This window comes from Thermostichus sp. MS-CIW-30 (assembly GCF_054058015.1).
In genome coordinates, this window is record NZ_JBSRZW010000013.1 from 24706 (window position 1) to 48779 (window position 24074).

Consider the following 24074-nt stretch of genomic DNA (forward strand, 5'->3'; position numbering starts at 1 on the left):
GCTAAAGGGTAAGGTTCGGAGTTTGCTACACCATGACCATTTTTGTGGGTAATTTGTCCTTCAAGGCCAGCGAAGAAGACCTGCGACTTGTGTTCGCCGAATACGGCACCGTTAAGCAAATTAAGCTGCCAGTGGATCGGGAGACTGGCCGTAAACGGGGCTTTGCCTTTGTGGAGCTGGAAAACGAAGCTGATGAGCAAAAAGCCATCGACGAGCTGGATGGCGCTACTTGGATGGGCCGGGATTTGAGGGTCAACAAGGCGTTGCCTCGGCAGGCCGGTGCAGGCGGCAGTCGGGATGGCCGCTCTTCCCGCTTTTGAGTTAACATGCATCTACCCTTTCTCAGATGAGGTTTGAGCCAGGGATCCCAACCCGCGATCCCTGGTTTCTAGCGCGTTCCTGAGAACACTCTGCCCAGAAAGGCCAGGCTAAACCAGGCGGAGGCCACCAGGACGATGGCTGGGCCGGAGGCGACGTTGAGGTAGTAGCTGGCGTACATCCCCAGCAGGCTGGCGCTCACCCCAAATAGGGATCCCAACAGCATCACCTGGTGCAATCGAGGCACCACCAGATAGGCGGTTGCCGCTGGCGTGATCAGCATGGCCAACACTAAGAGCACGCCCACTGCCTTCATGCTGGCCACCAACGTCAGGGAAGTGAGCACCATCAGCCCCCACCCCAGCCGCTCGGTGGGCAGGCCGGCTGCTTTGGCCCCCAAGGGATCGAAGCTGTAAAAGGTCAATTCCTTGAAGAAGAGGGCCACTAACCCCAACACCAAAAGGGTGATGCCCACCACTGTCAGCACATCGACAGCATTCACCCCCAGGAGGTTGCCGAAGAGGAAGTGGTTGAGATCGATGCGAGCCCGCCGTTGGATCAAAGTGATCAACAGGATCCCCAAGGCAAAAAAGGCCGAAAAGACGATCCCCATGGCTGCATCCGGCTTGAGGGGGCTGGCGGAGCGGATCCATTGAATTAAGAGGGCGCTGAGGAGACCGGCCACAAAGGCTCCCACAAACAGGTTGAGGCCCAGCATGTAGGCAATGGCCAGGCCCGGCAGCAGCGAATGGCTGATGGCATCCCCCAGGAGGGCCAAGCTTTGCACCAGCAGATAGCTGCCCACCACGGCACAGAGAATGCCGACGGCCACCGCCACCAGCAGAGCCCGTTGCATGAAGGCAAAACTCAAGGGATCCGCCAGGCTGTGCCAGAGCCATTCCATAACGTTGTTGACCTCAAACTCTGATACATTCACGCTGAACTCTCCTGAACATGGTTCAGGAAAGAAGCGATCGCATCCTGCCTATCTCTGAGCAGGAAGGCGGTATCCCGCAAAGCCCTGAGGAATACCCCCCGAGCGCTTTCCCCCTTCACTTCCCGGCAACCGTTGCGGTGGACTCAAGGATCAGGGGGAAACTTGGTCTACTATATCCCTCTCAATGACTTTTGCCAAACCGCCTAAAGCTCAGTAAATTCAGCAAAGTTCAGGGTTTTGGGGGTTAGAGGCATGCTCCCTAGGCAGCTGAGTCCAGCAGCAGGGCTCGGCCATAGGCCCGCTGCAACACCGCTGGCTGCAACACCTCCCGCGGGGATCCCTGGGCAATTAAGACACGGTTGAGGAGGAGCACTTCGTCGAAGTAGGCCCGGGCCTGCCCCAAATCGTGGTGCACCACCATCACGATGTGGCCGGCATCTGCCAGCTCCCGCAACACCTGGAACAAAATAGCTTCGCTGGGCTGGTCGATCCCGGCAAAGGGTTCGTCAAGGGCGTAGATCTCCGCTTCTTGCGCCAAGGCCCGCGCCAGGAACACCCGCTGCTGTTGTCCCCCCGACAGCTTTCCAATGGGGCGATCCCGGTAGGCCCCCATCCCCACCCGCTCCAGGGCTTGAGCAGCCCGCTGCTGCCCCTTTTTCCCGATGCGGCGAAACCAGCCAGCAGCTCTCACCTGCCCCATCAACACCACATCCCACACCGTGGCGGGAAACGACCAGTCGATGGCCGAGCGCTGGGGTACATAGGCCACTTGCTCTCCCCGCAGCGCTTGTCCGCCGTAGCGCACTTCCCCCCGTTCCAGCGGCACCAACCCCAACAGCCCCTTGAGAAAGGTGCTTTTGCCGGCCCCGTTGGGCCCGAGGATGCCCGTGATGCGCCCCGGCGCGATTTCAGCCTGGATCCCTTGCAGCACCTGCAGGCTGCCGTAACGCACCGTCAGATCCCGCACCACCAGGGATCCCCTGGCCGGGCGAAGAGGGAGAGGAGCAGATTGCTTTTTCATTTTGCTTTCATTTTCGGTAAGTCCAGTGTACCCTAAAGGGACATCTAAACCATGAAACGATGAACAAAAGTCTTGTCTTCCTTTGGGGGCGGCGCCGTTGGGTAGCAGCCTTCGGCTTGGCAATAGGACTCTGTCTCGCTGACGGGAACGGCAGTTTTCTGGCCTTGGCCGGTTCGGGATGGGCGCGTTCCCGCGTTGTGGCCACCACCACACTGATCGCCGATTGGGTAGAGCAGGTGGGCCAAGATCGCATCCAGCTCACCAGCCTGCTGCAGCCGGGGATGGATCCCCATGTCTACGAGCCAACGCCGGCGGATGGGGTGGCCCTAGAGCAGGCAGACTTGGTGTTCTGGAATGGCTACAACCTGGAGCCGGGGTTGATGCGTCTCATCGAAGCCACGGCCCAAGGAGCGCGGCGGGTTGCCTTGGCCGAGATCCTCGATCCCATCGTCACTAATGAGGAGGATGGGATCCCCACTCCCGACCCCCACGTGTGGGGCAATGTGGAAAACGTCATCCTCATGGTGGAGCGCATTGCCCAAGAGCTGGCGGAACAGGTGCCTGGCGAGGCGACCTTCTTCCAAACCAATGCTGCTGCCTATCGAGCAGAGCTGGAGGAGCTTCATGCCTGGATTGGGGAGCAAATTCAGACCATCCCCCCTCCCAACCGGGTTTTGGTGACCACTCACGATGCCTTTGCCTACTACACCCAAGCCTACGGCCTGAAAATGGGGGGATCCCTGCTGGGGATCAGCACCGAAGAACAGCCCAGCGCCCAGACAGTGGCCCGGTTGGTGGCCGAGATCCGCGCTCTACAGGTGCCGGCTGTCTTTGCCGAGACCACCCTCAACCCGGCCCTGATCCAAACGGTGGCCGCTGAAGCGGGAGTCAAGGTAGCGGAACAGGAGCTGTACTCCGATTCTTTGGGGGAAGCAGGCAGCGGTGCTGAAACCTACATCGCCATGATGCGCCTCAACACCTGCACGATTGTGGTAGCCCTGGGCGGATCCCCTGAATGCTCTTGAGAAGCTGAGTCGAGGCAGGAGGTCTGAGTTTTGTATGATAGGGGCTCAGACCCTTGTTCTCTCACCTCTTCCATGCCTGCTGCCATCCATCGCCCGGCCCGCACCCTCTACTGTGGCGAAGTCCGCCCGGCCCACATTGGCCAGACCGTCACCCTCTACGGCTGGATCGACCGCCGCCGCGACCACGGGGGGGTGATCTTTCTGGATTTGCGGGATCGCTCTGGCATTGTGCAACTGGTGGCGGATCCGCAGAAAACTCCGCAGTCATATCCACTGGCGGGGGAAGTGCGCAACGAATATGTGGTGCGGGTAACGGGAACTGTCCAGCAACGGCCCCCCGACTCCTTCAACCCTCGCCTGGCCACCGGCGAGGTCGAGATCTACGCCGAACAGTTGGAAGTGCTCAGTCCAGTCGGCAAGCAGCTCCCCTTCAGCGTCTCGGGAGAAGAAGCAGAGGAAGTGCGAGAAGAGATCCGCCTGCGCTATCGCTACCTGGATTTGCGGCGGGAGCGCATGTCCCGTAACCTGCAACTGCGCCACCGGGTCATCCAGGCCATCCGCCGTTTCCTAGAGGATGAAGAGGGCTTCATTGAGGTGGAGACCCCCATCCTCACCCGCTCCACCCCAGAAGGGGCCAGAGACTACCTGGTGCCCAGCCGCGTCAACCCCGGCGAGTGGTTTGCCCTGCCGCAGTCGCCCCAGCTCTTTAAGCAGCTGCTGATGGTGGCTGGCGTGGATCGCTACTACCAGATCGCCCGCTGCTTTCGGGATGAGGATCTGCGGGCGGATCGGCAGCCGGAGTTCACCCAGTTGGACATGGAGATGAGCTTCATGGATCAAGAAGGGATCCTGGAGCTCAACGAGCGACTGATCTGCCATATCTTCAAAACTGTCAAAGGGATCCACCTGCCCCGTCCCTTCCCGCGCCTGACCTATGCCGAGGCCATGGCCCGCTACGGCTCCGACAAGCCTGACACCCGCTTTGGGATGGAGTTGGTGGATGTTTCGGAGGTGTTTCAGGGATCCCGATTCAAAGTCTTCGCCAAAGTGCTGGCTGAGGGCGGTTTGATCAAAATCCTGCCAGTGCCCGGCGGCGATGAAAAGATCTCCAACACCCGCATCAAACCAGGCGGGGATCTGTTCAAGCTGGTCACCCAGTATGGGGCGGGCGGCTTGGCCTTTATCCGGGTGCGGCCCGACAGCCTCGATACCATCGGCGCCCTGAAAGAGAGCTTGAGCCCCGAGCAGGAGAAGCGGTTGCTGGATCTCACCCAGGCCAAGCCAGGGGATCTGTTGCTGTTTGGGGCAGGGCCGGCGGCAGTGGTGAACGAGTCTTTGGGCCGGCTGCGGCTGCACCTGGGCCAGGAGCTGGGTTTGATCCCAGAGAACGCCTTGAATCTCCTCTGGATCACCGACTTTCCCATGTTTGAGTTCAACGCCGAAGAAAATCGCCTGGAAGCCCTGCACCACCCCTTTACCGCCCCCCACCCCGACGACTTGGCCGACCTGAAAACGGCGCGGGCCCAGGCTTATGACCTGGTGTGGAACGGCGTGGAAGTAGGAGGGGGATCCCTGCGGATTTACCAGCGGGAAATTCAGGAGCAGGTTTTTCAAGCGATTGGCCTCACCCCCGAACAGGCGCGGGACAAGTTTGGCTTTTTGTTGGAAGCCTTTGAGTATGGCACCCCGCCCCACGGCGGCATTGCCTACGGCCTGGATCGGCTGGTGATGTTGCTGGCCGGGGAAGATTCCATCCGGGATGTCATCGCCTTTCCCAAAACCCAGCAGGCGCGATGTTTGCTCACCGGCGCTCCTTCCAGCGTTGAGGCGAAGCAGCTCAAGGAACTGCACGTTGCTTCCACCTATCAGCCCGGTTGAGGGAGGTATCTTCCAACGACCACGGGTGCTCGATGATTTCGGCACGGGTAACAGGGCTGCGGAGATCCAGCAGACAATATTCCTTTTCAACCAAAAGGACTTTCATTGTGGAAGCCGGGCCTTTTTAACGGGAGTTCAGGAGTGCCTGGGATCCCTTCTCCCAGCCCCAGCTCCCACCTGTGGGAGGATAGAAAGGAATACACCCCTACTTTTTTTGCCATGCTACAGCTGACGGGAAAGAAAGCCTTGGTAACCGGCATTGCCAACGAGCGCTCCATTGCCTGGGGCATTGCTCAGCAACTGCACAAAGCGGGGGCCAGCCTAGGGGTTACCTATCTGCCGGACGAGCGGGATCGCTTCAAAACCAAAGTTCAGCAACTCACGGATCCCTTGCAGCCAGATTTTCTCCTCCCCTGCGACGTGCAAAGCGATCAGCAGATCAGCGATCTGTTTCAGGGGGTAACCGAAAAATGGGGTCAGGTCGATATTCTGGTTCACTGCCTGGCCTATGTCAAAAAAGAGGAGCTGAGCGGCAACTTCAGCGATATCTCGCGGGAGGGGTTTGCCCTGGCCATGGATGTGAGCACCTACTCCCTGATTGCCCTCTGCCGGGCTGCCAAGCCCCTACTGAGATCCGGCAGCAGTGTCCTCACCTTGACCTACTTGGGAGGAGTGCGAGTGGTGCCCAACTACAACATGGCTGCCGTCACCAAAGCGGGCCTGGAAACCTGTGTCCGCTACCTGGCTGCCGAGCTGGGCCCTGCCGGGATCCGGGTGAACGCCATTTCTGCCGGCCCAATCCGCACCTTGGCCTCATCGGCCATTTCCGATTTTCATGCCATGCTGCATGCTGTGGAGGAGAAAGCTCCCCTACGGCGCAATGTCACTCAAATAGAGGTGGGCAATGTGGCGGCTTTTCTGGCCAGCGACCTGGCCAGCGGCATTACCGGCCAGGTGATCTACGTGGATAGTGGGTATAGCATCCTGGGTTTTTAAGCGCTTTGGGATCCCTTGGGGATGGCTCCGGCATGAATCGCTTCTCACCCTTGCAGCGGTTGCTGCTCACCTGGATCTTGATCGTCATCAGCGGCTGGCTGGCCATACAGGTGGGTCGGCTGTTTGGGCATTTGCTCACCACCATCCTGACAGCGGCGGTGCTGGCCTTTTTGCTCAACTACCCGGTGCAGGTGCTGCGGCGCTATCGGGTCAGTCGAGGTTTGGCGGTCACCCTGGTCTTTGCTCTCTCGGTGGTGCTGCTGGTCTTGGTGGGGATCGCCGTGGTGCCGGTCTTGGCCAAGCAAGTGGTGCAGCTGGGGGCGCGGATCCCAGAGTGGGTGGACACCTTACAAAATTGGCTCGACCAGATTAGCCTTTGGGCCGCCGAGCGCAACATCAACCTTGGCCAGACGGAGCTGGTCAATACCCTTCTCAACCGCCTGCAGGCCAGCGCCGAGAAAATTGCCGGCCAATCCCTGGATCTCCTTCTGGGTACGTTCAACCAGGTGATCGACTTGGTGCTGGTGCTGGTGTTGGCCCTCTACATGCTGCTCTACGGGGGCCAGTTCTGGCAGGGGTTGCTCAGCCTCTTCCCCAAACCTTGGGGGCCGCGCATTGGCGAAGCCCTAGCCCTCAGCTTTCAGAACTTCCTCATCAGCCAGTTGGTGTTGGGGTTCATCATGGCCTTGATGCTGGTGCCGGTTTTTGGGTTTTTGCGGGTACCTTTCGGGCTCCTGTTTGGCCTGCTGATCGGCCTGCTGGAGGTCATCCCCCTGGTGGGGGGGGTGATTGGCATTGGGGCGGCGGCGGTGTTGCTGGCCTTTCAGGACATTTGGCTCAGCCTTAAAGTGGTGCTGGTTTCCCTGATCGTGCAGCAGGTGAAGGATCGGGTCATCGCCCCCCGCCTGATGGGAGAGCTGATCGGGCTAAATCCAGTGTGGATCTTGATTGCCCTGTTGGTGGGGGCGCAACTGGGGGGCATCCTGGGCGTGATCGTCGCCATTCCCCTCAGCAGTGTGGTGAAAAGCCTTTACGAGATCGCCCGCTCTGCCGACCTGGCCGCCGAAGATGGGTTGGGTTCCGGTGTAAAAGGATCCCCGCAAGGGCTCCGTCCGAGTAGCGCCAACGGCGAACCCCGCCGGGATCCTACCCTGCCCAAGCCGGAGACCCAGCAGATCTAGCTGCTCCAAAAGGGAAGAGGCTCTGCCCATGCGATTCAGGCGATCGCGTTAACCGGCAGGCAAACAGAGGCTCAATCCTGGTAAGCCCAGTTGCTGGGCTATCGATGGCCACCCTTGTCCTCAGGGAGAGGGGCTGGGGGTGAGGGCCTCATCCTAGCGAATCTTGCCCTCGATAAAAGGCACCTCCAGCACTTTTTCGTGGTGGATAGGGCCGTGGCCGAAGTAGCCTCCCTCCCCAAACAGTTCGCCGTGATCGGCTGTAACCGTGATGTAGGTGTTTTTGGGAACCAGGTCGAACAGCTGTTCAAAGATCCCATCCAGGTAGCGCACCGCCTGGATCTGTCGCTGCCGTAGCTCTTCCAACTGGGCCGAATCGAAAAAGGGGATCCCGTCCTCTTCTCCTTCATCCAGCCGCTTCAACACCCCATTCACCCCCGAGATGCGGGGCCACAAGCTGGGATCCTCATCGGGCAGCGCGTAGGGATAGTGAGTTTCGCCCACGTTTAACAGGTAAAAGCTGGGGCGATCCGGCTCGAAGCGCAACTGTTCCACCATGGCCGCCATATCGTTGTGCTGGGGCATGAGGCGGTAGGAATCGAAATCCCGATTCAGCAGCGTGCTGGGGTTGAGCACCGGCATGGAGACCATGGCGTGGGTGGTGTAGCCCAGTTGATGCTTCAGCAGCGTCGGCAAATAGAGATGAGGCAGCAGATGCTTGAACTCAATGGGTTGCCGGGTGCCGAGCCGCTCGTTGTAGCGCAGATAATCTTGCTTGTAGTGCTCGGACGCAAAAACGTGGATGGGGCTGGTGTGGGGCAGCAGGCCCATGAGCAGGTTGTAATGGGCAGGGGCCGTCCAGGAAGCGTAGCTCCAGCGCTTTTCCAGAGGGCCCAACTTCAGCAAGTGCTTGGGGTTGGCCGCCAGCAGGCTGTCGAAGCGGCAACTGTCTAGGACGATGAGCAGATAGTTGTTCTGTCCCCGCGGTTCAGGGCGGGGGTCGGGCTCAGACGCAGGAGCGGCAGACGATTTCCACCAGTTTAGGAATCCCATCCTTCCTCCTCCTCGTCGGCGTAGGGCCGCTGGACAATCCGCCAGTTGGGAGCTGCTGCCGCATCGTCGTCCTCAGGAGCGGGATCGCGAATGCGTTCCGGCGGGATATTGGAATAGGAATAGCGGCCTGCTTGGGGATCCGGCTCGTACTCCGGCAGATCTTGGGGCAAATAGTGGTCGGGGGGAATCAGCTGGGCTTCCAAAAAGCGAACTCGGTCGCTCAACTGAGTTAACTTACGGATGGCCTGTCGCTGGAACACCCGGTCGTGCAATCGCCAGGAGCCTACATACAAAAATCCCAGCCCCATCCCTGCCCCATAAGAGGCCAATAGCACCAACGATAGAGGAAGCGGGGATCCCGATTGCCCACCCACCACAACCCTTGCCGGGGATCCCCAGTTTTGGATGAGGAGAACGAGCAGGCTCAAGATCCACAAGCCCAGGAGTATGAAGCGAAGGTTTCTGATCGCGTTAGCGGGACGAAATTCTTGCATGGCCTCAACCCTACCCTTTGATTAGGCTACCATTCTTCCCTTTCTCCACTGGCCTGGCAGCAAAGACGCTGGAAGCTCAAGCGGAGTTGTTCTCAACAGCCATTAGCCCTCTCCCTAAGGCGCGCTTCAGGGAGACCCCGGGGCGGAAAAAGTCGTTTCTAGCCGCCTGTATCTCTCCTCCAGGAGAAGGACTTGGACTGTTGAAGCTCGCTGCAGGAGCAGGTTTGCGGGTATGGGCGGTACAAGATTCGAACTTGTGACCCCTTCCGTGTGAAGGAAGTGCGCTACCACTGTGCTAACCGCCCGCAGATACCACTCTAGCAGCTATCGACTAGAGCAGGATCTCTATATTACCACGTCAGCGATTGAGCCAGAGGATTCGGATCGGCATGGGAGATGGCTAGAGATAGCCGGGATCCGGCCTGAGGGCTACAGTAAGGGTCAGGGAGCTGTGGGGTGCTATGGCCTACTCACCGACCGAAGAGGCAATTGCTCTGCTCATTGATTTGGCAGAACGAGGCGAGATCGATCCCTGGGATGTGCAGGTCATCGAGGTTATCGATCGCTTTCTGGCCCGTATGGCTCCCACCAGCAGCAGCCATGACCTGTCTGAGTCGGGACAAGCCCTGCTCCACGCTGCCATGTTGGTCTATCTTAAGGCGATGGCTTTGGCAGAACCGGAAGCAGAAGAAAGTGAGCCCAGCCCGGTGGAGGTAGAAGTGGATCCCTGGCCAAGCTGGTCTTTGGCGCACTTGGATCGCGTGTTGCAACCCAGGGCAGCACCCCGTCTTCAACGTACCCGGCCCATCACCCTCAAAGAACTCATCGCCCACCTGCAAGAGCTGGAAACCCTGCTGGAACACCAGCCCGAAGCTGCCCCAAAGCCGCTGGCCCAACGGATTTCTCGCCAGCAAGCGCTGTCGGCCATCACTCAGCTAGCCCACCCGGAAAACCTTTTGGAAACCACCGCCGAGCTAGAATCTCTGCTGGCTCAGCTTTGGCAGCAGGGTCTGACCCAGATCAGCTTTGTCGATCTCCAGCAACACTTTTGCCAAAAAAGCTATCAAAACGGCAGCAGCGGGACCATTCACCCCATTCAAGTCTTCTGGTCATTGCTGCTAATGGCTGCCCGCTCTCAGGTGGAGCTGTGCCAAGAGGAGTTCTACGGCCCACTGACCATCCGACCCTGCACAACTGAGGGCCTGGCAAAGTAAATCCCGCCCTTGGGATCCCCTTCATCTGCCAAGGTGAACTCTAGAGAACTTTTCTGGCCGTGGCCGGGCCATCCACCTCTAGGCTTCTGAGCTGGCGTCTGAACCTGAGGATGTCAAGCGCTCTTCTGCGCCGCTCTGGCAAACGGAGAACTCAATCCGTGCCTTCAGCATCGTGCCGGGCACGATCCGCCCGTTTGAGATCTTCCCCACTGGAGCGCACCGGCAGCTCGGCAGGAGCCTCCCGATCCAGGTAGTAATCCTCCACGAGGCGCTCGCTGCTGGGATGATCTTCTCCTTCGGTAGGCAACAGTGGCGGATGCAGCAATTCAGCCGGAGGGCAGTCTTCTGAGGTGAGCAAATCTGACGTGCTGAGCATCCCCTTGGGAATGGTGGAAAGGCGCTGAGCAACAGCTCCAATGCTTTCCAGGCGAATCATCTCCTCCCAGGAGCAGATCTCCTCCTCATCTTCTGTCTCGTAGCGAACTAGGATGGTGTCCCCTTCGATATCGAGGATCTTGGCCCGTTCCAGCCAGCGTCCCTGATCCCGCAGATAGATCCACACATCCTTGCCTTCGCGGCTGAGTTGATAGATCCTACGATGAAGCACGGTCCCCTCCTGAAGTGAAAGATCCGAGTGAGTTGTGGGGGCTACCCAGCTCATCCCTCCATCTTAGCGGCTGGACACCGAGGCTGTATGCCTTTCCCGAGGCCAGATAGAGTCTCTTTAGGTTGGGTCGGTTTCGGCCAGAGAGACCCCTTCCATCGCCAAGGCTGTCTCCGCTTCTTCTGCCTGCACATCCCGCAGAAAGGATTCCAGAGAGGCATGGGCTTCCGCCTCAAGTTCTGCTCCGCCAAGGGTCATGCTCTCTTCCGGCAGCCAGCCCAAAAACGGCAGGGGCAAGAGGGTGGAAAGGTTGGTCAGGATCAGCAGCAGCCCCAGCCGGCTGAAATCGGTCTCCGTTACCCCCAGCCCATGCATCAGCAGGGATCCCAGCTCTTGGGAGAGAAACCCCGCCAAATTAAAGGCCGACATCAGCAGAGCAAAGAGGGTGGCCTCGATCCCAGGGGGGCAGAGGCGGGCGGCCAAGACCAGCACTGGCATAAAGGCAATTTGTCCTGCCACCGTCAGCACCAGGCTGTCCCCCAAGCTAAACCAATGATCGTCGATACCCCAATCCCGGTTGAGGTGATAGACCAAGATGAGGCTGGTCAGGCCCAACCCTGCCGAGATCACGGTCATCCAGCCGAACAGGGGCCGCAGTGGGATCCGCCGCAGGTACACCTGGAAGATCCCTACCCCCAGCAAACTGGCGATGCTGGTAACCAAGCGCACCTGACCCAAAAATTCCGGCCCAAAGCCGAGATCGTTGGTGACAAAGTAAAAAAGAGCCGCATCGGCGCTGGGAGTGGCCTGCCAAACGAACACAAACAGCACCGGCAGCAAAATGCTGGGTTGCCGCAGCGCCCGCCACACCTGCCCCACCTGTTGTTGCAAGGGATCCCAGCCCTGAGACAACACCACCGGTTGATCGGCGATAACCCAAGCTGCCAGAGCGATGAACAACGGCAAAAAGGCCGTCAGCCCAAACACCACCTGCGGCGGATAATGGGCCAAGAGCGCTCCTCCCAAATAGGCGGTGAGCAGGGATCCCAAGGCCGTTGCCCCCCAAGTCAAAGATTGCAGCGTGCCCGTCCCCGCCCAGTCACTGCCGTGTACCCGCTCCACCACCAGCGAATCTACGATTACATCCCCTACCGCCACCGCCAGGGATCCCAAAACCATCCACAGGGTGGCCAGACCAGCCGTCGGTGCCCACAGGGCCATCCCCAGCCAAGCCCCACACCCCAGAAGCCCTGACAACAAGAGGTAGGGACGACGCCGATAGCCCGCCACCGGTACGGTATCCGACAGCAGGCCGTAGAGGGGCTTGAGGATCCAGGGGCTCATGGCAACGCCCATCAACGCCGCCACCTGAGACGGGCTGAGGCCCAAGCTATCCTTCAGGTAAAAGCTGGTGGCCAGCCGTGCCAGCCCCACCGCCCCCTGCACAAAGTACACCAAGAGGATTCCGAACAATTCCGGCGTCCAGTGGATATCCCGCAGCGGGGTCAGGGTGGATTGGTGCAGCCGTTGCAGCAGAGGATGAATCATGAGCGGTCGCAGTGTAGCGAGATGTTAGTTGGTGCGGTGTTGCCTTGGCAACAGCAAAACCATAAGAATCTTAACAGTCTCTTCACCTTAACCTGTCCAACTGGCTTCCGGCTCCGACCTCCTTGGACGGGTTGCGCTTCCCAGCGCTCTTTCTGCTCAACCCAGCCGAGCTACAAAATCTACAAAATAATGAGGTAATAATGAGGTCGAAATGAGGTCGAAAGGTAAACTACCCGGCTCCGACCGCTAAGCGGTACGGAGCGGGCTTTCAGTAGCCCTGAGCCTGCTCTGCTCTACCAGAGAACAAAACAAGCCCGGACCTCTAGGCTGGTTTACGACAGCCCCCAAGAGCGCAATCACATTCGCACCATTCAAATCCGCATCCCCTTCCCATCCACAGTGCCCACACTTGAACGACTTACCACTGCGGTAGGATTGCGCAGGGTCGGGATGGATGTGCAAACACCGGTGGCAGGTCTGCGACGTGTAGGCAGGCGGAACAAGAATCAGAGAAACCCCTGCAACCCTCGCCTTGTACTCCAGAAACTGACGTAGTTGGTAGAACGCCCAACTGTTGGTCCTACGCCGCTCGGCTTTGCTGCGTGGCTGTTGATTGACCCTTTCCCGGATCCCTGTCAGGTCTTCCAGAGCAATAGCGCTGTTGGTAGCTTTTGCCCTGGAGACAATAGCTTTGGAGATGCGATGATTGACCCACACTTGAAAGCGTCTCTCCTTGCCAGACAGCCGTTGCAACAGTTCTCTGCATCTGCGCCGCGAACTGCGGGTGCCCTTACTGGCTTTGCGTTGGAGTACCGCCCTCAACCGGGAGTAGTGGTCGCGGACTCTGTTCAACTGCTGTCCATTCCAGTTATCTCCTTCCGATGTATGGGCAATATCTGTCCTCCCCAAGTCCACCCCGATCACCTTGTCGGTATCTTGTTGCTTGGGTGTTTTTTCCTCTACGCAAATCTGGATGTAGTAGGAGCCGTCTTTCCGCTTGACCAGCGTGGCGGCTTTTGGGTTGGAACCCGCCAGTATCCCACGCTGGTAGTTGCCGATGGACAGCTCAAAGCGCTCCCGACCCTCCACCGTGGTCAGCGACACCGTCCAGTCTTTCTCGCGGAACGAGAAGATACGAGCGTCGTAGGTAGCGAACCTACGCTTGAACTCTTTAACTGGACGGTTGCGCTGTCTCGCCACTTTGCGGGCGCCGGCCACCCGTCTGCAGACCTGCTGGGCCAAGTTACTGGACAAGCCGAATCGGGCGCGAATCTCGTAGTAGCAAAGGGATTGCAGTTTGACCGCATTGACGATCTTCTCCGGCGTGTTCTGGTTGACCCAGTTCAGTGCCTGCATAAAGGCATCCATCGTCACGTCCAATTTAGCGGCTTGCGACGGGGACACCTTGAGCTTGCAGGAGATGGTCAGGATTTGGCTCATAAGTTCATTGTACTTCATCAAAGCGCATTCCTCCCGACACTGACCCTACGGGTACAGTGCGGGGCTCCTGCGATTTCTAGCTGATCCCCGGGTGCTATGCCATCCAGCCAAGGGCGGGGATCCCAAGAAGTCCAGCATGCTTTCGTCCCATGTTGACCGGCCCAACCCCACCTCGGCGGCACCTGAACCCGCAACTGCAGCAGCAGGCAGGGCAGTAGAGACGGGAGACAAAGGCATTCCGAAGCTATGATGAACAGGGATGGCTCTGAGTTTCTACCTACATCTTTAACTGGGTCTGTTTTCAGGCTGTGCTGACTGCTTCTCCTGCCGGTTCTGCGGTTGATGCCATTGCTCCTTTTGCTCCACAAGTCTGGAGCTGGCGCGGACATGCCATTCGCTATGTGGTGCAGGGATCCGGATCCCCGCTGGTCTTGGTGCATGGATTTGGGGCTTCCATCGGCCATTGGCGGCACAACATCCCCGTGCTGGCTGCGGCAGGATACCGGGTCTATGCCCTGGATTTGCTGGGGTTTGGCGGCTCGGCCAAGCCTGCTCTCCCCTACACCTTGGATCTGTGGGCGGAGTTGCTGGTGGATTTTTGGCAGCAGCACATTCAGCAGCCTGCTGTATTTATCGGCAATTCCATCGGTGCCTTGCTCAGCTTGATGATGGCTGCCCGGCATCCCCAGTTAACAGCAGGGGCGGTGCTGCTCAACTGCGCCGGGGGATTGAACCATCGCTCCCATGAGCTCAACCCGATGTTTCGCCTTTTCATGGGTGTTTTCACCGCTCTGGCGGCTTCTCCGGTGACGGGGCCATTTTTGTTCGATCGGGTGCGGCAGCGGCAGCGTATTCGCGCAACTCTCAAGCAGGTGTACCGCAACCCCGCCGCCATTACGGATGAGCTGGTGGAGATTCTCTATGCCCCTTCCTGTGATGTGGGCGCTCAGCAGGTGTTTGCCTCGATTCTCACCGCTCCCCCTGGCCCAACTCCTGAAGCCCTATTGCCTCAGGTGCGCTGCCCGCTGTTGGTGCTCTGGGGAGAAGGGGATCCCTGGACGCCCATTCAACGGGGTCGCGGCTTTCAAAACCATGTGCAAGGGATCGACTACCAGTTTCTCCCCATCCCCGATACAGGCCATTGCCCCCACGACGAGCGCCCAGAGGTGGTCAACCCTCTGATTTTGGGCTGGCTGCCCAGGGCCTTTGCGGCGGTCTAAGCTTTTTTGGAGGTTCCTTTGCTGGAGAGGCCCAACCAACCTCGGATTTTGGCCATCCAGACTTGAAGGGGTGAAGGCTGGGGACGGATCGCCACCTGGATCGGCTCGTCTTGGAAGTCCTTGTCCTTGAGGCGAAACCCAAACTCCAGGTCATCTTTCACCTTGCCGAGACGGGGAAACAGCCTGACGGCTGCTTTTTTGAGTTCTTCCTCGTTTTGGAAAATGGCCTGGTGAATGGCGCTGGAACGCCCCACTGCCAGGGATCCCACCGGCAGCCAAGGGTTGGGCTGGCCAGGCGCGGGCTGGCGACGGCGGGCAAAGATGTTGAACTCCGGCATCCCCTTGGCTTTCAGCTCGTCGTACCGTTTGGCGGCTTCCTTGCGCTTGGCAGTGTTGGAGCTGGCCGGTTTTTTCTCAGGCTTGGATTTGCGGAAACCCTTAGACTGACTCATACTTGGGCTGACGAGAGGGGGGATTTTTTGCAGCTTAGCGCAGATTGGATCCCCTTCTCTGCTGGGGATCCCTTGTCCTCATTGTTCGTAGCCGGCGTGCTATACTTGTTGAGCTTCGGCGGGCGGTTAAAGGGGCCTGTCAGTCGGGATGTAGCGCAGCTTGGTAGCGCACTTCGTTCGGGACGAAGGGGTCGCAGGTTCGAATCCTGTCATCCCGATGGCTTTAAAGTTCACTGAGCTCTCAACTTAATCTTGGGGGTTTAATTTTGGGGGTGTAGGTGACGCAGCCAGGCATTGACGTTGACCCGAATTCGCTGCCCAACCTGTAAGAGGCGGTGCAGGTTTTCGGCAGAAATGTCTCGGCAGTCTTCTTGGGGCCAAGCTGGGCAACGCGGGCCAATTTGACGCTCCAGCGCTGTCAGATAGAGCTCTTGCAGGCGATCCAAGTTGATGGGCAGGCGCAGGTCTGCAGCCAATTGCAGCCATTCTTCCAGGTTGTAGAGCTGTTCGCCGAAGGTCTCCGGCTCAAAAGCGTGGGCAAGGTGCCACATCCCCCGCTGTAGGAGCCGATCCAGAACCCGGGCTGCCTCTTCCCGCCGCAACTGACACCCCAACTGCTCGGCCTCGCGCACAATTGCCCGCAATTCCAGCAGGTGATCCCGCTTGCCCTCTTCCATTTCCATCGCCCGCAAACTGGTCAACAGGCGTTGGTTGAGGGTGATCTGAGCGGCAGCCAACAACTCTTCCGGGATCGGCAGGCCGTCGGCCCGAAAGGCCATCAAGACCCCGTAATTGTCCAGGTAGGTTTGGCGGTAGAGCTGGGCCAGGCGGTCTAGGGTATCTTGAGTGAGCCAGCGCATCATCTGCTGCCGATCTTCGTCGTCGAGGGCGTTCAAGTCGAAGGTTTCCGGCCCAAATAGGTCTTGCAGGGTCAGGATCATCTGTATCCGACTGTGGGATCCGGCCAGCAGCCGCGCTTTTATCTGCTCGTAGATGCGCCGCCCAGCGAACGGCTTGACGCCACATTGAAAGTCCCAGCCGCCGAGATGGAGCATGGCGTAGATTAGATCGTGCTCTTCGCGGGTGGTGGGAAAAGTGAGCTTCACCCGCCCGATAGCCAGTGTCGACCCGCCTATCGTCAGGCGCTCTTGATCCACTTGATCCAGCACATATCCTTGGGAACGGGGGATCCCGTTAAACAGGGAAAACATGGCGTGCTGAGCCACCAGCCGTTGCGGGCTGATCAAGCTGGGGCGCACCAAGGCGCAATAGACCCCCTTGCCGTCTCTGTAGAGGTCGAGGTTGCTGGGGGCCTTGCTCAGGCGCTGCAAAAACTCCTCTTCTAGGTTGACATCCGCCACTGCTGCTGCCAACTGGATAGCCCGTGCCGCGTAACGCAGGATCTGCACCCCTTCAGGACGGGATAGCTCCTCGAAAAACCAGCCACAACTGGTGAACATCAACTGGCTGTAGCGCTGCATCTCCAACAGGCGCAGCACTTGCACCCGATCTTCGGCGGTGAGGCGGTGGCTTTGGTGCTCCTGCAAAAAGGCATCACAGCGCTCCCGATCCAAAATCACCTCGATGTAACGATCCCGCGCCAGCCAGGGATCCCGCAGGTAGGCTCTGGCCTCCGTCTCGTAGATCTCGGCCAGCTGATCCCGCAGCCAGTTGAGGGCCTCCCGCAGCGGTTGCCGCCAGCGTTGGTGCCACCCTCCCACCGCTCCGCAGCCACAGTCTCGCGACCACCGTCCTACCCCGTGGGCGCAGCTCCAGGCGGTGACCGGTTTCAGTTGCACCTCCCAAGTGGGGGGATGTTGGCTGAGAAAATGGCTGTAGTTGCCCACCTGCCAGCCCCGGCGGGGAAATTCCTCGCAAAAGGCATAGGCCAGCGTGCGTTCTACACCCCGCTTGTGGTGGCCAAAAGTCTCGCCATCGGTGGCACAGTTGACCAGATAGGCTTCCCCCTCTTTGTCCGAGCGCAGAGCGGAACGGATCCGCTCCGCCAGCGAATAAGTACTGTAAACGATATCCCCAAAGCCCAAGTCACGGGAAATGGGGCCATCGAAAAAGAAAATATCCAAGTACCCCTCCCGATCGGGGGTAAAGCAGCGGTAGGGCCGACGGGGATCGATCTGGCCTTGGCTGACATCGATCCACTCGGTTTGTCCCAAGGGGCGAATGCGCTGCGCTTGGCTGGGGGCCAAAATGACGAAGCGGATCCCACACTCAACCAAGGCTGTGACCGTTGCTGCATCGATAGCGGTTTCGGCCAGCCACATGCCCTGTGGATGGCGCCCGAAGCGGTGTTGGAAATCGGCAATTCCCCAGCGGATCTGGGTGTACTTGTCTCGCTCGTTGGCCAGGGGCAGGATGACGTGGTTGTAGACTTGGGCGATGGCATTGCCATGACCCTCCAGCCGCTCAGCGCTGAGGCGGTCGCCGGCCAAAATGCGTTGGTAAACTTCAATGTCATGCTCCTCTAGCCAAGAGAGGAGAGTAGGGCCGAAGTTAAAGCTCAAGAATTCATAGTTGTTGACAATGCGCACCACCCGTCCTTGGTCGTCCAGAACGCGGGCAAAGGCGTTGGGGCGGTAACATTCCGCCCAAATGCGCTCGTTCCAGTCGTGAAAGGGGCTGGCGCTCGGCTGTCGCTGAATGCGGTTGAGGCAGGGATCCTCTCGGGGCGGCTGATAGAAATGGCCGTGCAACACCACGTACGGCCGCGCAGAGGAAAGCTCAGCAGCACCTGCCGGAGAAGGAGCCGCTTGCATCGGCGGGTCGGAGACCAAATCGCTGTGCCCTGACTGTGCCGCTGGCCTATCGGAATTTTTGGAGCCACTCGGCATCATGAGATTACACTCCTTTTAGAGGCCTCCAACTGGGTTACAGGGGAAGGCAATGTTAACTTAAGTTCATATCTATACGTTACAGCGATCCCCGATCTGCAACGGTGAATGTAAAAGATTCAGTTGGAAATTTGACAGGGAACAAACATCGGTCAGTAATCTTTGCGTTTTCCTCACAACAGAAGGGATCCCGGGACTTAGCGGGTGGGGGCCGATCTGCCGGTGGCCATTTCCCACGCCGAACAACCCGTTTGAGGTCAGGCCCCCATTGGAATCCCGGTGGATCCCCAGCTCGAACTCACATTCCGGTCCAGTGCCACCAGGCCCAGCCCAGCCCCACCAGCAGCGCCGTTATCCCATAGAGGGATCCCACCACCTGCACCTCCGACCAGCCCCCCAGCTCCAGATGGTGGTGCAAGGGCGACATGCGCAACAGCCGTCTGCCTGTGCCGGTTTTGCGTTTGGTGTATTGGAAGTAGCCCACCTGCAGCATCACCGACAGCGCCTCTGCCACCAGCACTCCCCCCATCAGGGCCAAGGCCCAGAGCTGATCCCCCAGCAGCGCCAACCCGGCCAGAGCGCCCCCCAACCCCAGGGATCCGGTATCGCCCATGAACAGCCGCGCCCGGTGGTGGTTGTGAACCAGGAACCCCAAGCAGGCACCGCTCAGGGTGAAAGCCAACACCGATAGCTCTGGATCCCTGTGAAGGAGCCCCAGCCCAATCAGCAGGATGGCCACCACCCCTGCCGCCAAGCCGTCCATACCATCGGTGAGGTTTACGGCATTATTGGTGCCCACCAACACAAACAGGGCCAAGGGCCAGAACAGCCAGCCCAAAGCTAGGGTGCCGATTCCGGGCAGCGTTAGGGTTGTCGGGATCCCCTGCCAGGCCAGGTAGCCGCAAAAGACCAGACCGATCCCCACCTGGAGCAACAGCTTGTGCTTGGGAGACAACCCCTTGTTGGATTGCTGTCGGATCACCAGCCAATCGTCCAGCCAGCCGACAAAGCTGTAGGCCAGCGTGAGCAGCGCGACGGCCAGCCAATGGGGATCCCAGCCGCTCCAGATCCCCGCCACCAGTAGCCCCACGGGCAAAAAGCTGATCCCGCCCATGGTGGGTGTGCCTGCTTTTTTCTGGTGGGATTGGGGCCCCTCCTGGCGGATCACTTGCCCCGCCTTCCAGCGCCGCAACCCGGGGATGAGCGGGGATCCCAGCAGGGCCGAACCCAACGCGCTCAATCCAAAAGGAACGACCACCTGGGGGCGGATCCCAATCACAAGGGCCGAGAGGGCTAAACCCAGCCCCAGCGAGAGCGCCATCCCGCCCCACTCTGTTTCTTCCAGCTCCAGATCAGGAAGTGTATCCGCATCCACTCTTTCTGAACCCCTCACACCCTCAACCTCCAAACCCTCAAAAACTCTATCCTGCCAGAGCTCAGAGGCGAAAGTTAGTTGAGTGGGGATCCCTTCAATAGGGCCACTTCCAGTTGCGCACCTCCGGCAGATCTTCCCCGTGTTTGCAGATGTACTGCTTGTGCTCCACCAGCTTGTCCCGGATAAGCTGCTGGACGTGATCCCGCCGGTACTTGAAGCGCTCCACCCGCTCCAAGACGTCGTTGGCCAAGTTAAAGCGATCCACCTGGTTGAGAACGCACATGTCGAAGGGGGTGGTGGTGGTGCCCTCCTCCTTGTAGCCGCGCACGTGCAGGTTGTGGTGGTTGGGACGGCGGTAGGTGAGGCGGTGGATGAGCCAAGGATAGCCGTGGAAGGCAAACACGATGGGCTTGTCGGGGGTGAAGATACTGACAAACTCCTTGTCGCTAATGCCGTGGGGGTGTTCGCTGGGCGGCTGCAGCTTCATTAGGTTCACCACGTTCACCACCCGGATCTTGATGTCCGGCAGGTGCTGCCGCAAAAAGTCCACCGCCGCCAGGGTTTCCATGGTGGGCACATCGCCACAGCAGGCCATGACCACATCCGGCTCTGAACCCTGATCATTGCTGGCCCATTCCCAGATTCCCAAGCCCTGGGTGCAGTGCTTGATGGCCGCATCCATATCCAGGTACTGCAGGGCCGGCTGTTTGCCTGCCACGATCACGTTCACGTAGTGGCGACTGCGCAGACAGTGGTCGGCCACCGAGAGCAAAGTATTGGTATCCGGGGGCAGGTAGACGCGGATGATTTCGGCCTTTTTGTTGACCACGTGATCCAAAAAGCCGGGATCCTGGTGGCTGAAGCCGTTGTGATCCTGCCGCCACACGTGGGAAGTCAGCAGGTAGTTGAGGGAAGGGATGGGCCGCCGCCAAGGAATGTGACGGGTGGTTTTCAACCATTTGGCGTGTTGGTTGAACATGGAGTCCACCAGGTGGATGAAGGCTTCGTAACAGGAGAAGAACCCGTGTCGCCCGGTCAGCAGATAGCCTTCTAGCCAGCCCTGACAGACGTGCTCGCTGAGGATCTCCATCACCCGTCCATCGGGGGAGAGGTGCTCGTCGCAATCGTAGATGGGAGCTACCCAGGTGCGGTCGCTGGCCTCAAACACAGCATCCAAGCGGTTGGAAGCGGTTTCATCGGGGCCAAAGAGGCGGAAGTTGTGGGGGTTGAGCTTCATCACATCCCGCAAAAATTGCCCCAGAACTCGGGTGGCTTCGGCTTCGGTGGTGCCGGGGCGGGGGACAGGCACGGCGTAGCGACGGAAATCCGGCATTTTCAGCTCCCGCGTCAGCAGGCCGCCGTTGGCGTGGGGCAAAGCCCCCATGCGTTTTTCCCCTTTGGGGGCCAGCTCTTGCAGCTCCGGCAGCAGACGGCCATTTTCATCGAAGAGTTCTTCCGGCTTGTAGCTGCGCATCCAGTCCTCCAGAGCCTTGAGGTGCTCCGGTTTTTTGGCCAGATCCGCCAGGGGCACTTGGTGGGAGCGCCAGAAATCTTCCACCTTTTTGCCGTCCACCTCTTTGGGGCCGGTCCAGCCTTTGGGGGTGCGCAGGATGATCATCGGCCATTGGGGACGAGTGGGATCCCTTTTGCTGCGGGCATGCTGCTGGATTTCTTGGATCTCGTGGATCACCGTGTCCAAAGTGGCGGCCATCAACTGGTGCATCTCTGCCGGCTCGCAGCCTTCTACGAAGTAGGGTTTGTAGCCGTAGCCCACAAACAGATTTTGCAGCTCGTCACGGCTGAGGCGGGCCAAAACAGTGGGATTGGCGATCTTGTAGCCGTTCAGGTGCAGAATCGGCAGCACTGCTCCGTCGTGGATGGGGTTGAGGAACTTGTTGGAATGCCAGGAAGCGGCCAAGGGGCCGGTTTCCGCTTCTCCATCCCCCACCACACAGGCCACCAGCAGATCGGGGTTATCAAAGGCAGCCCCAAAGGCGTGGGCCAGGGCATAGCCCAGTTCTCCCCCCTCGTGGATGGAGCCAGGGGTTTCCGGAGCCACGTGGCTGGGCACGCCGCCGGGGAAGGAGAATTGCTTGAAGAGCTTGCGCATGCCTTCGGCGTCTTGGCCGATGTTGGGATACACCTCGCTGTAGGTGCCTTCCAAGTAGGTGTTGGCCACCAGAGCAGGGCCACCGTGGCCGGGGCCGGTGATGTAGAGGATGTTGAGGTTTTCCCGTTTGATGATGCGGTTGAGATGCACGTAGATGAAGTTCAACCCGGGTGTGGTGCCCCAGTGCCCCAGCAGGCGTGGCTTCACGTGTTCCAGTTTCAGGGGTTCTCGCAGCAGCGGGTTGTCCATCAAATAGATTTGCCCGACCGACAGATAGTTGGCGGCCCGCCAGTAGGCATCCATTTTGCGAAGCTCGTCGGCGGTGAGCGGTTTTGTCGAGAGCTGTTCTGCCAGAACCATAGCTGTACTCCATAGGTATCTCTACTCCTATGGTGATCCGGGTTTGCCCAATTGCCGGGGGATCTTGGGATTCCTTTGGATTTGGCTCATTGGGTGAGCGGTAGGCACCTGTTACCACCACCAGGGCTTGATCGGGGTGCCGTCGGGAAAGATCAGGCCGGCAATCCGGGATCCGCTGTGCTTTAACCCTTCGATCTGAGCTCCTTCCAGGTTGGCTTGGGTTAGGTTGGCCCCGCTGACATCGGCCCGCCGCAGGTTAGCCCCCTGAAACTGGGCCTGACGCAGCTCGGCGCCGCTGAGATTGGCCCCTTCCAGGTCGGCATTTTGCAAGTTGGCCCCCCGCAAGTCCGCCCGCTGTAGGTTGGCTCCCCCCAAGTCCGCTCCCTCCAGGTTGGATCCGCGCAGATCGGCCCGGTTCAGATCCGCTCCCCTCAGCCGGATCTGACAGAGCACCAGTTCCCGCAGATCGGCTTTGCTCAGGTCTTGGCCGGAGAAATCCTGTCCCTGTCCCCCCCAGTTTTGCAACTGCCAAATGTGGCGCACCCGTTCTTCCAGGTGGGTCTCTTCCGAAAGCTGGGATCCCCGCAGGCTGGTGCCGCTAACTTTTACCCCCCTCAGGTCGGATCCCCGCAGGTCGGCTCCCTGTAAGTCGGCTCCGCTCAGCTTGGCCCCTTGCAAATCCGCTTGGCGCAAATCCGTTTGCCGCAGCCGGGCGCCGTTGAAGTTGCAAAAGCGCAAGTTGGCCCGCCTCAGGTTGGCCTCCCACAGGTTGATCCCCCCCAGCCGTGCTTCTTGAAGGTCGGCTCCCTCCAGGTCTGCATAGGCAAAATCCCGCTCCCCCCGCCGATAGGCCACGATCACCCCTTGCGCTCCCCCCACCGGGCGAAAAGGGCTGTAGGTGCGACAGGCCCGTTCTGCCTCCGGCTGGCCAAGCTGAGACAACAGCCGCCAAGCTGCCAAGCGGACTGCCCAAGAGCTATTGCCGGCGAGGGCTTCAATGAGTTCGGCCAGGCCCGCCGACCCGTACTGCAGCAACTGGGGCAGGGTGGCTAAGCGCACGGCTTCATCGCTATGGGCGAGTCGTCTCCGCGCCCCCTCGATACCTCCCAACACCAAGGCATGGGCCGGGGCGCTCCCGGTTGCCGTTTGCCCCCCCAACACCAGATCCCAAGGTTGGGGCCGGGATCCCTGGTCAGTCCTGACAGCCGGCTGAGGCTTACCTACCATGGGCGGATGCCGATGGGCCTAGCTATACCCAACGCCCCACCACCACGCGGATGGTGCCATCCTCCAGCACTTCTTCGGCCTCGATGGTATAGCCCTGCTCACGGGCTGAGCGCAGCAAACTTTTGTGGGCGTAGCGCTGCAAAATCGGCTCCAGGAAGGTCTTGGGATCGATGCCCGCCCCCCACAGATCGGCCACCAGCTCGTAGTGATCCCCGTTGCGACGAAACCCGATGTCGAAGCCATTCTTTTGCCGGATCACCAGATCGGCGCGGGTGCGGTTCCAGAGATAGCCCCGCAGGCTGGCATTCCGCTGCACAGCGTAGCCCAATTCCTTCAGAGTCTCTTCCAGGAGATCGGCGTCTTTGATTTGCACTTGCAGGGTGGTGAAGTGAGACATGGCCCTTCCAATCCTTTGACCGATGGAGACCGGATCCTCACTATAAAGCGCCCTTGGGGTGGTGGAAGAAATGTAAACCATCCTGCGGTGGGTCGAGCGAGCGGAACGCAGCTCCCCCTTTCTCCCGCAGGAGTGCAACACACCTGGGCCTGGAGGGTCGCTGGGCTGGCCTGACCTGCCTTCTTATGTAGGCGCGCGCTGCGGCATTCGCGATAGCGGTACGGAGCACCAAGGCTGAGGCATCCGCGCCTGGCGTGTTCGGTAACACAGAAATCTTGGATCTACATCTAGAGTCTAAAGTCAAGAATTGACGATAGTCTCCACTATGTTTGGAGGCAGCAGCAAAAATCTGTCCCACAGGGATCTGTTCTCGTCTGT

General features: G+C 59.5%; 20 protein-coding genes and 2 tRNA genes. 8 read left to right on the forward strand and 14 right to left on the reverse strand.

What is annotated here, in order from left to right; genetic code table 11:
• Positions 1-32 precede the first annotated feature (32 nt).
• Entirely contained in the window at positions 33-320 is a 288-nt protein-coding gene (locus ACVWXW_RS07425) for an RNA recognition motif domain-containing protein (protein ID WP_414329140.1), read from the forward strand.
• Between the two features lie 68 nt (positions 321-388).
• On the opposite strand, the gene ACVWXW_RS07430 is transcribed toward ACVWXW_RS07425, so the two are convergent.
• A complete protein-coding gene (locus ACVWXW_RS07430; protein ID WP_011432792.1) occupies positions 389-1222 on the reverse strand; it encodes a metal ABC transporter permease in 834 nt (277 codons plus the stop codon).
• A gap of 292 nt (positions 1223-1514) precedes the next feature.
• Complete coding sequence (locus ACVWXW_RS07435) at positions 1515-2276, reverse strand: metal ABC transporter ATP-binding protein (protein ID WP_414381929.1); 762 nt, start codon at positions 2274-2276, stop codon at positions 1515-1517.
• A gap of 59 nt (positions 2277-2335) precedes the next feature.
• Between ACVWXW_RS07435 and ACVWXW_RS07440 the strand changes: the two genes are divergently transcribed.
• From ACVWXW_RS07440 to ACVWXW_RS07455, 4 genes are all read left to right on the forward strand, one after another.
• The gene (locus ACVWXW_RS07440; protein WP_457403389.1) at positions 2336-3301 is read left to right on the forward strand and encodes a metal ABC transporter solute-binding protein, Zn/Mn family; all 966 of its coding nucleotides are present in this window, start codon (positions 2336-2338) and stop codon (positions 3299-3301) included.
• Between the two features lie 72 nt (positions 3302-3373).
• Complete coding sequence (gene aspS, locus ACVWXW_RS07445) at positions 3374-5179, forward strand: aspartate--tRNA ligase (protein WP_457403390.1); 1806 nt, start codon at positions 3374-3376, stop codon at positions 5177-5179.
• A 219-nt stretch (positions 5180-5398) separates the two neighbouring features.
• Positions 5399-6175, forward strand: coding sequence for an enoyl-ACP reductase FabI (fabI, locus tag ACVWXW_RS07450; protein ID WP_011432788.1), 777 nt, complete (start codon positions 5399-5401; stop codon positions 6173-6175).
• Between the two features lie 32 nt (positions 6176-6207).
• Complete coding sequence (locus ACVWXW_RS07455) at positions 6208-7356, forward strand: AI-2E family transporter (protein ID WP_414341734.1); 1149 nt, start codon at positions 6208-6210, stop codon at positions 7354-7356.
• Positions 7357-7509: 153 nt separating this feature from the next.
• On the opposite strand, the gene ACVWXW_RS07460 is transcribed toward ACVWXW_RS07455, so the two are convergent.
• The 3 genes from ACVWXW_RS07460 to ACVWXW_RS07470 form a co-directional block, all read right to left on the reverse strand.
• Entirely contained in the window at positions 7510-8406 is an 897-nt protein-coding gene (locus tag ACVWXW_RS07460; protein WP_011432786.1) for a sulfatase-like hydrolase/transferase, read from the reverse strand.
• Positions 8394-8834 carry a hypothetical protein gene (locus ACVWXW_RS07465; RefSeq protein ID WP_238376922.1) on the reverse strand — a complete coding sequence of 147 codons (441 nt, stop codon included), beginning with the start codon at positions 8832-8834 and terminating at the stop codon, positions 8394-8396. The genes ACVWXW_RS07460 and ACVWXW_RS07465 overlap by 13 nt, the downstream gene beginning before the upstream one ends.
• A 299-nt stretch (positions 8835-9133) precedes the next feature.
• A tRNA-Val gene (locus ACVWXW_RS07470) sits at positions 9134-9205 on the reverse strand.
• 156 nt (positions 9206-9361) lie between these two features.
• Here ACVWXW_RS07470 and ACVWXW_RS07475 point away from each other — a divergent pair.
• Positions 9362-10114, forward strand: a complete 753-nt coding sequence (locus ACVWXW_RS07475) for a segregation/condensation protein A (protein ID WP_414349871.1) — start codon at positions 9362-9364, stop codon at positions 10112-10114.
• A gap of 151 nt (positions 10115-10265) precedes the next feature.
• Here the strand turns inward: ACVWXW_RS07475 and ACVWXW_RS07480 are convergent, their stop codons facing one another.
• The 3 genes from ACVWXW_RS07480 to ACVWXW_RS07490 all read right to left on the reverse strand — a co-directional run bounded on the left by ACVWXW_RS07480 (position 10266) and on the right by ACVWXW_RS07490 (position 13706).
• Entirely contained in the window at positions 10266-10721 is a 456-nt protein-coding gene (locus ACVWXW_RS07480) for a DUF6679 family protein (RefSeq protein ID WP_011432782.1), read from the reverse strand.
• A gap of 117 nt (positions 10722-10838) precedes the next feature.
• Positions 10839-12266, reverse strand: a complete 1428-nt coding sequence (locus ACVWXW_RS07485; protein WP_457403391.1) for a folate/biopterin family MFS transporter — start codon at positions 12264-12266, stop codon at positions 10839-10841.
• Positions 12267-12512: 246 nt separating this feature from the next.
• On the reverse strand, positions 12513-13706 hold the full coding sequence (locus ACVWXW_RS07490; protein ID WP_457403392.1) for an RNA-guided endonuclease InsQ/TnpB family protein: 1194 nt from the start codon (positions 13704-13706) through the stop codon (positions 12513-12515).
• Positions 13707-14014: 308 nt separating this feature from the next.
• On the opposite strand from ACVWXW_RS07490, the gene ACVWXW_RS07495 reads away from it, so the two are divergent.
• Positions 14015-14926 (forward strand): alpha/beta fold hydrolase, encoded by a 912-nt coding sequence (locus tag ACVWXW_RS07495; RefSeq protein WP_457403393.1) that lies wholly within the window; start codon positions 14015-14017, stop codon positions 14924-14926.
• Here the strand turns inward: ACVWXW_RS07495 and ACVWXW_RS07500 are convergent.
• The gene (locus tag ACVWXW_RS07500) at positions 14923-15378 is read right to left on the reverse strand and encodes an HHL1-like protein (protein WP_457403394.1); all 456 of its coding nucleotides are present in this window, start codon (positions 15376-15378) and stop codon (positions 14923-14925) included. The genes ACVWXW_RS07495 and ACVWXW_RS07500 overlap by 4 nt on opposite strands.
• Positions 15379-15522: 144 nt before the next feature.
• Here ACVWXW_RS07500 and ACVWXW_RS07505 point away from each other — a divergent pair.
• A tRNA-Pro gene (locus ACVWXW_RS07505) sits at positions 15523-15596 on the forward strand.
• Between the two features lie 42 nt (positions 15597-15638).
• Here the strand turns inward: ACVWXW_RS07505 and ACVWXW_RS07510 are convergent.
• The 5 genes from ACVWXW_RS07510 to ACVWXW_RS07530 all read right to left on the reverse strand — a co-directional run bounded on the left by ACVWXW_RS07510 (position 15639) and on the right by ACVWXW_RS07530 (position 23696).
• Positions 15639-18230, reverse strand: coding sequence for a DUF3536 domain-containing protein (locus ACVWXW_RS07510; protein ID WP_457403395.1), 2592 nt, complete (start codon positions 18228-18230; stop codon positions 15639-15641).
• A 295-nt stretch (positions 18231-18525) separates the two neighbouring features.
• Positions 18526-19548: a phospho-N-acetylmuramoyl-pentapeptide-transferase gene (gene mraY / locus ACVWXW_RS07515; protein WP_457403416.1), complete on the reverse strand. Its 1023-nt coding sequence runs from the start codon at positions 19546-19548 to the stop codon at positions 18526-18528.
• Positions 19549-19696: 148 nt separating this feature from the next.
• Positions 19697-22072 (reverse strand): phosphoketolase family protein, encoded by a 2376-nt coding sequence (locus ACVWXW_RS07520; protein WP_457403396.1) that lies wholly within the window; start codon positions 22070-22072, stop codon positions 19697-19699.
• 111 nt (positions 22073-22183) lie between these two features.
• Positions 22184-23299 (reverse strand): pentapeptide repeat-containing protein, encoded by a 1116-nt coding sequence (locus tag ACVWXW_RS07525; RefSeq protein WP_457403398.1) that lies wholly within the window; start codon positions 23297-23299, stop codon positions 22184-22186.
• Between the two features lie 22 nt (positions 23300-23321).
• Positions 23322-23696 (reverse strand): DUF1257 domain-containing protein, encoded by a 375-nt coding sequence (locus ACVWXW_RS07530; RefSeq protein ID WP_457384385.1) that lies wholly within the window; start codon positions 23694-23696, stop codon positions 23322-23324.
• Between the last annotated feature and the right edge of the window lie 378 nt (positions 23697-24074).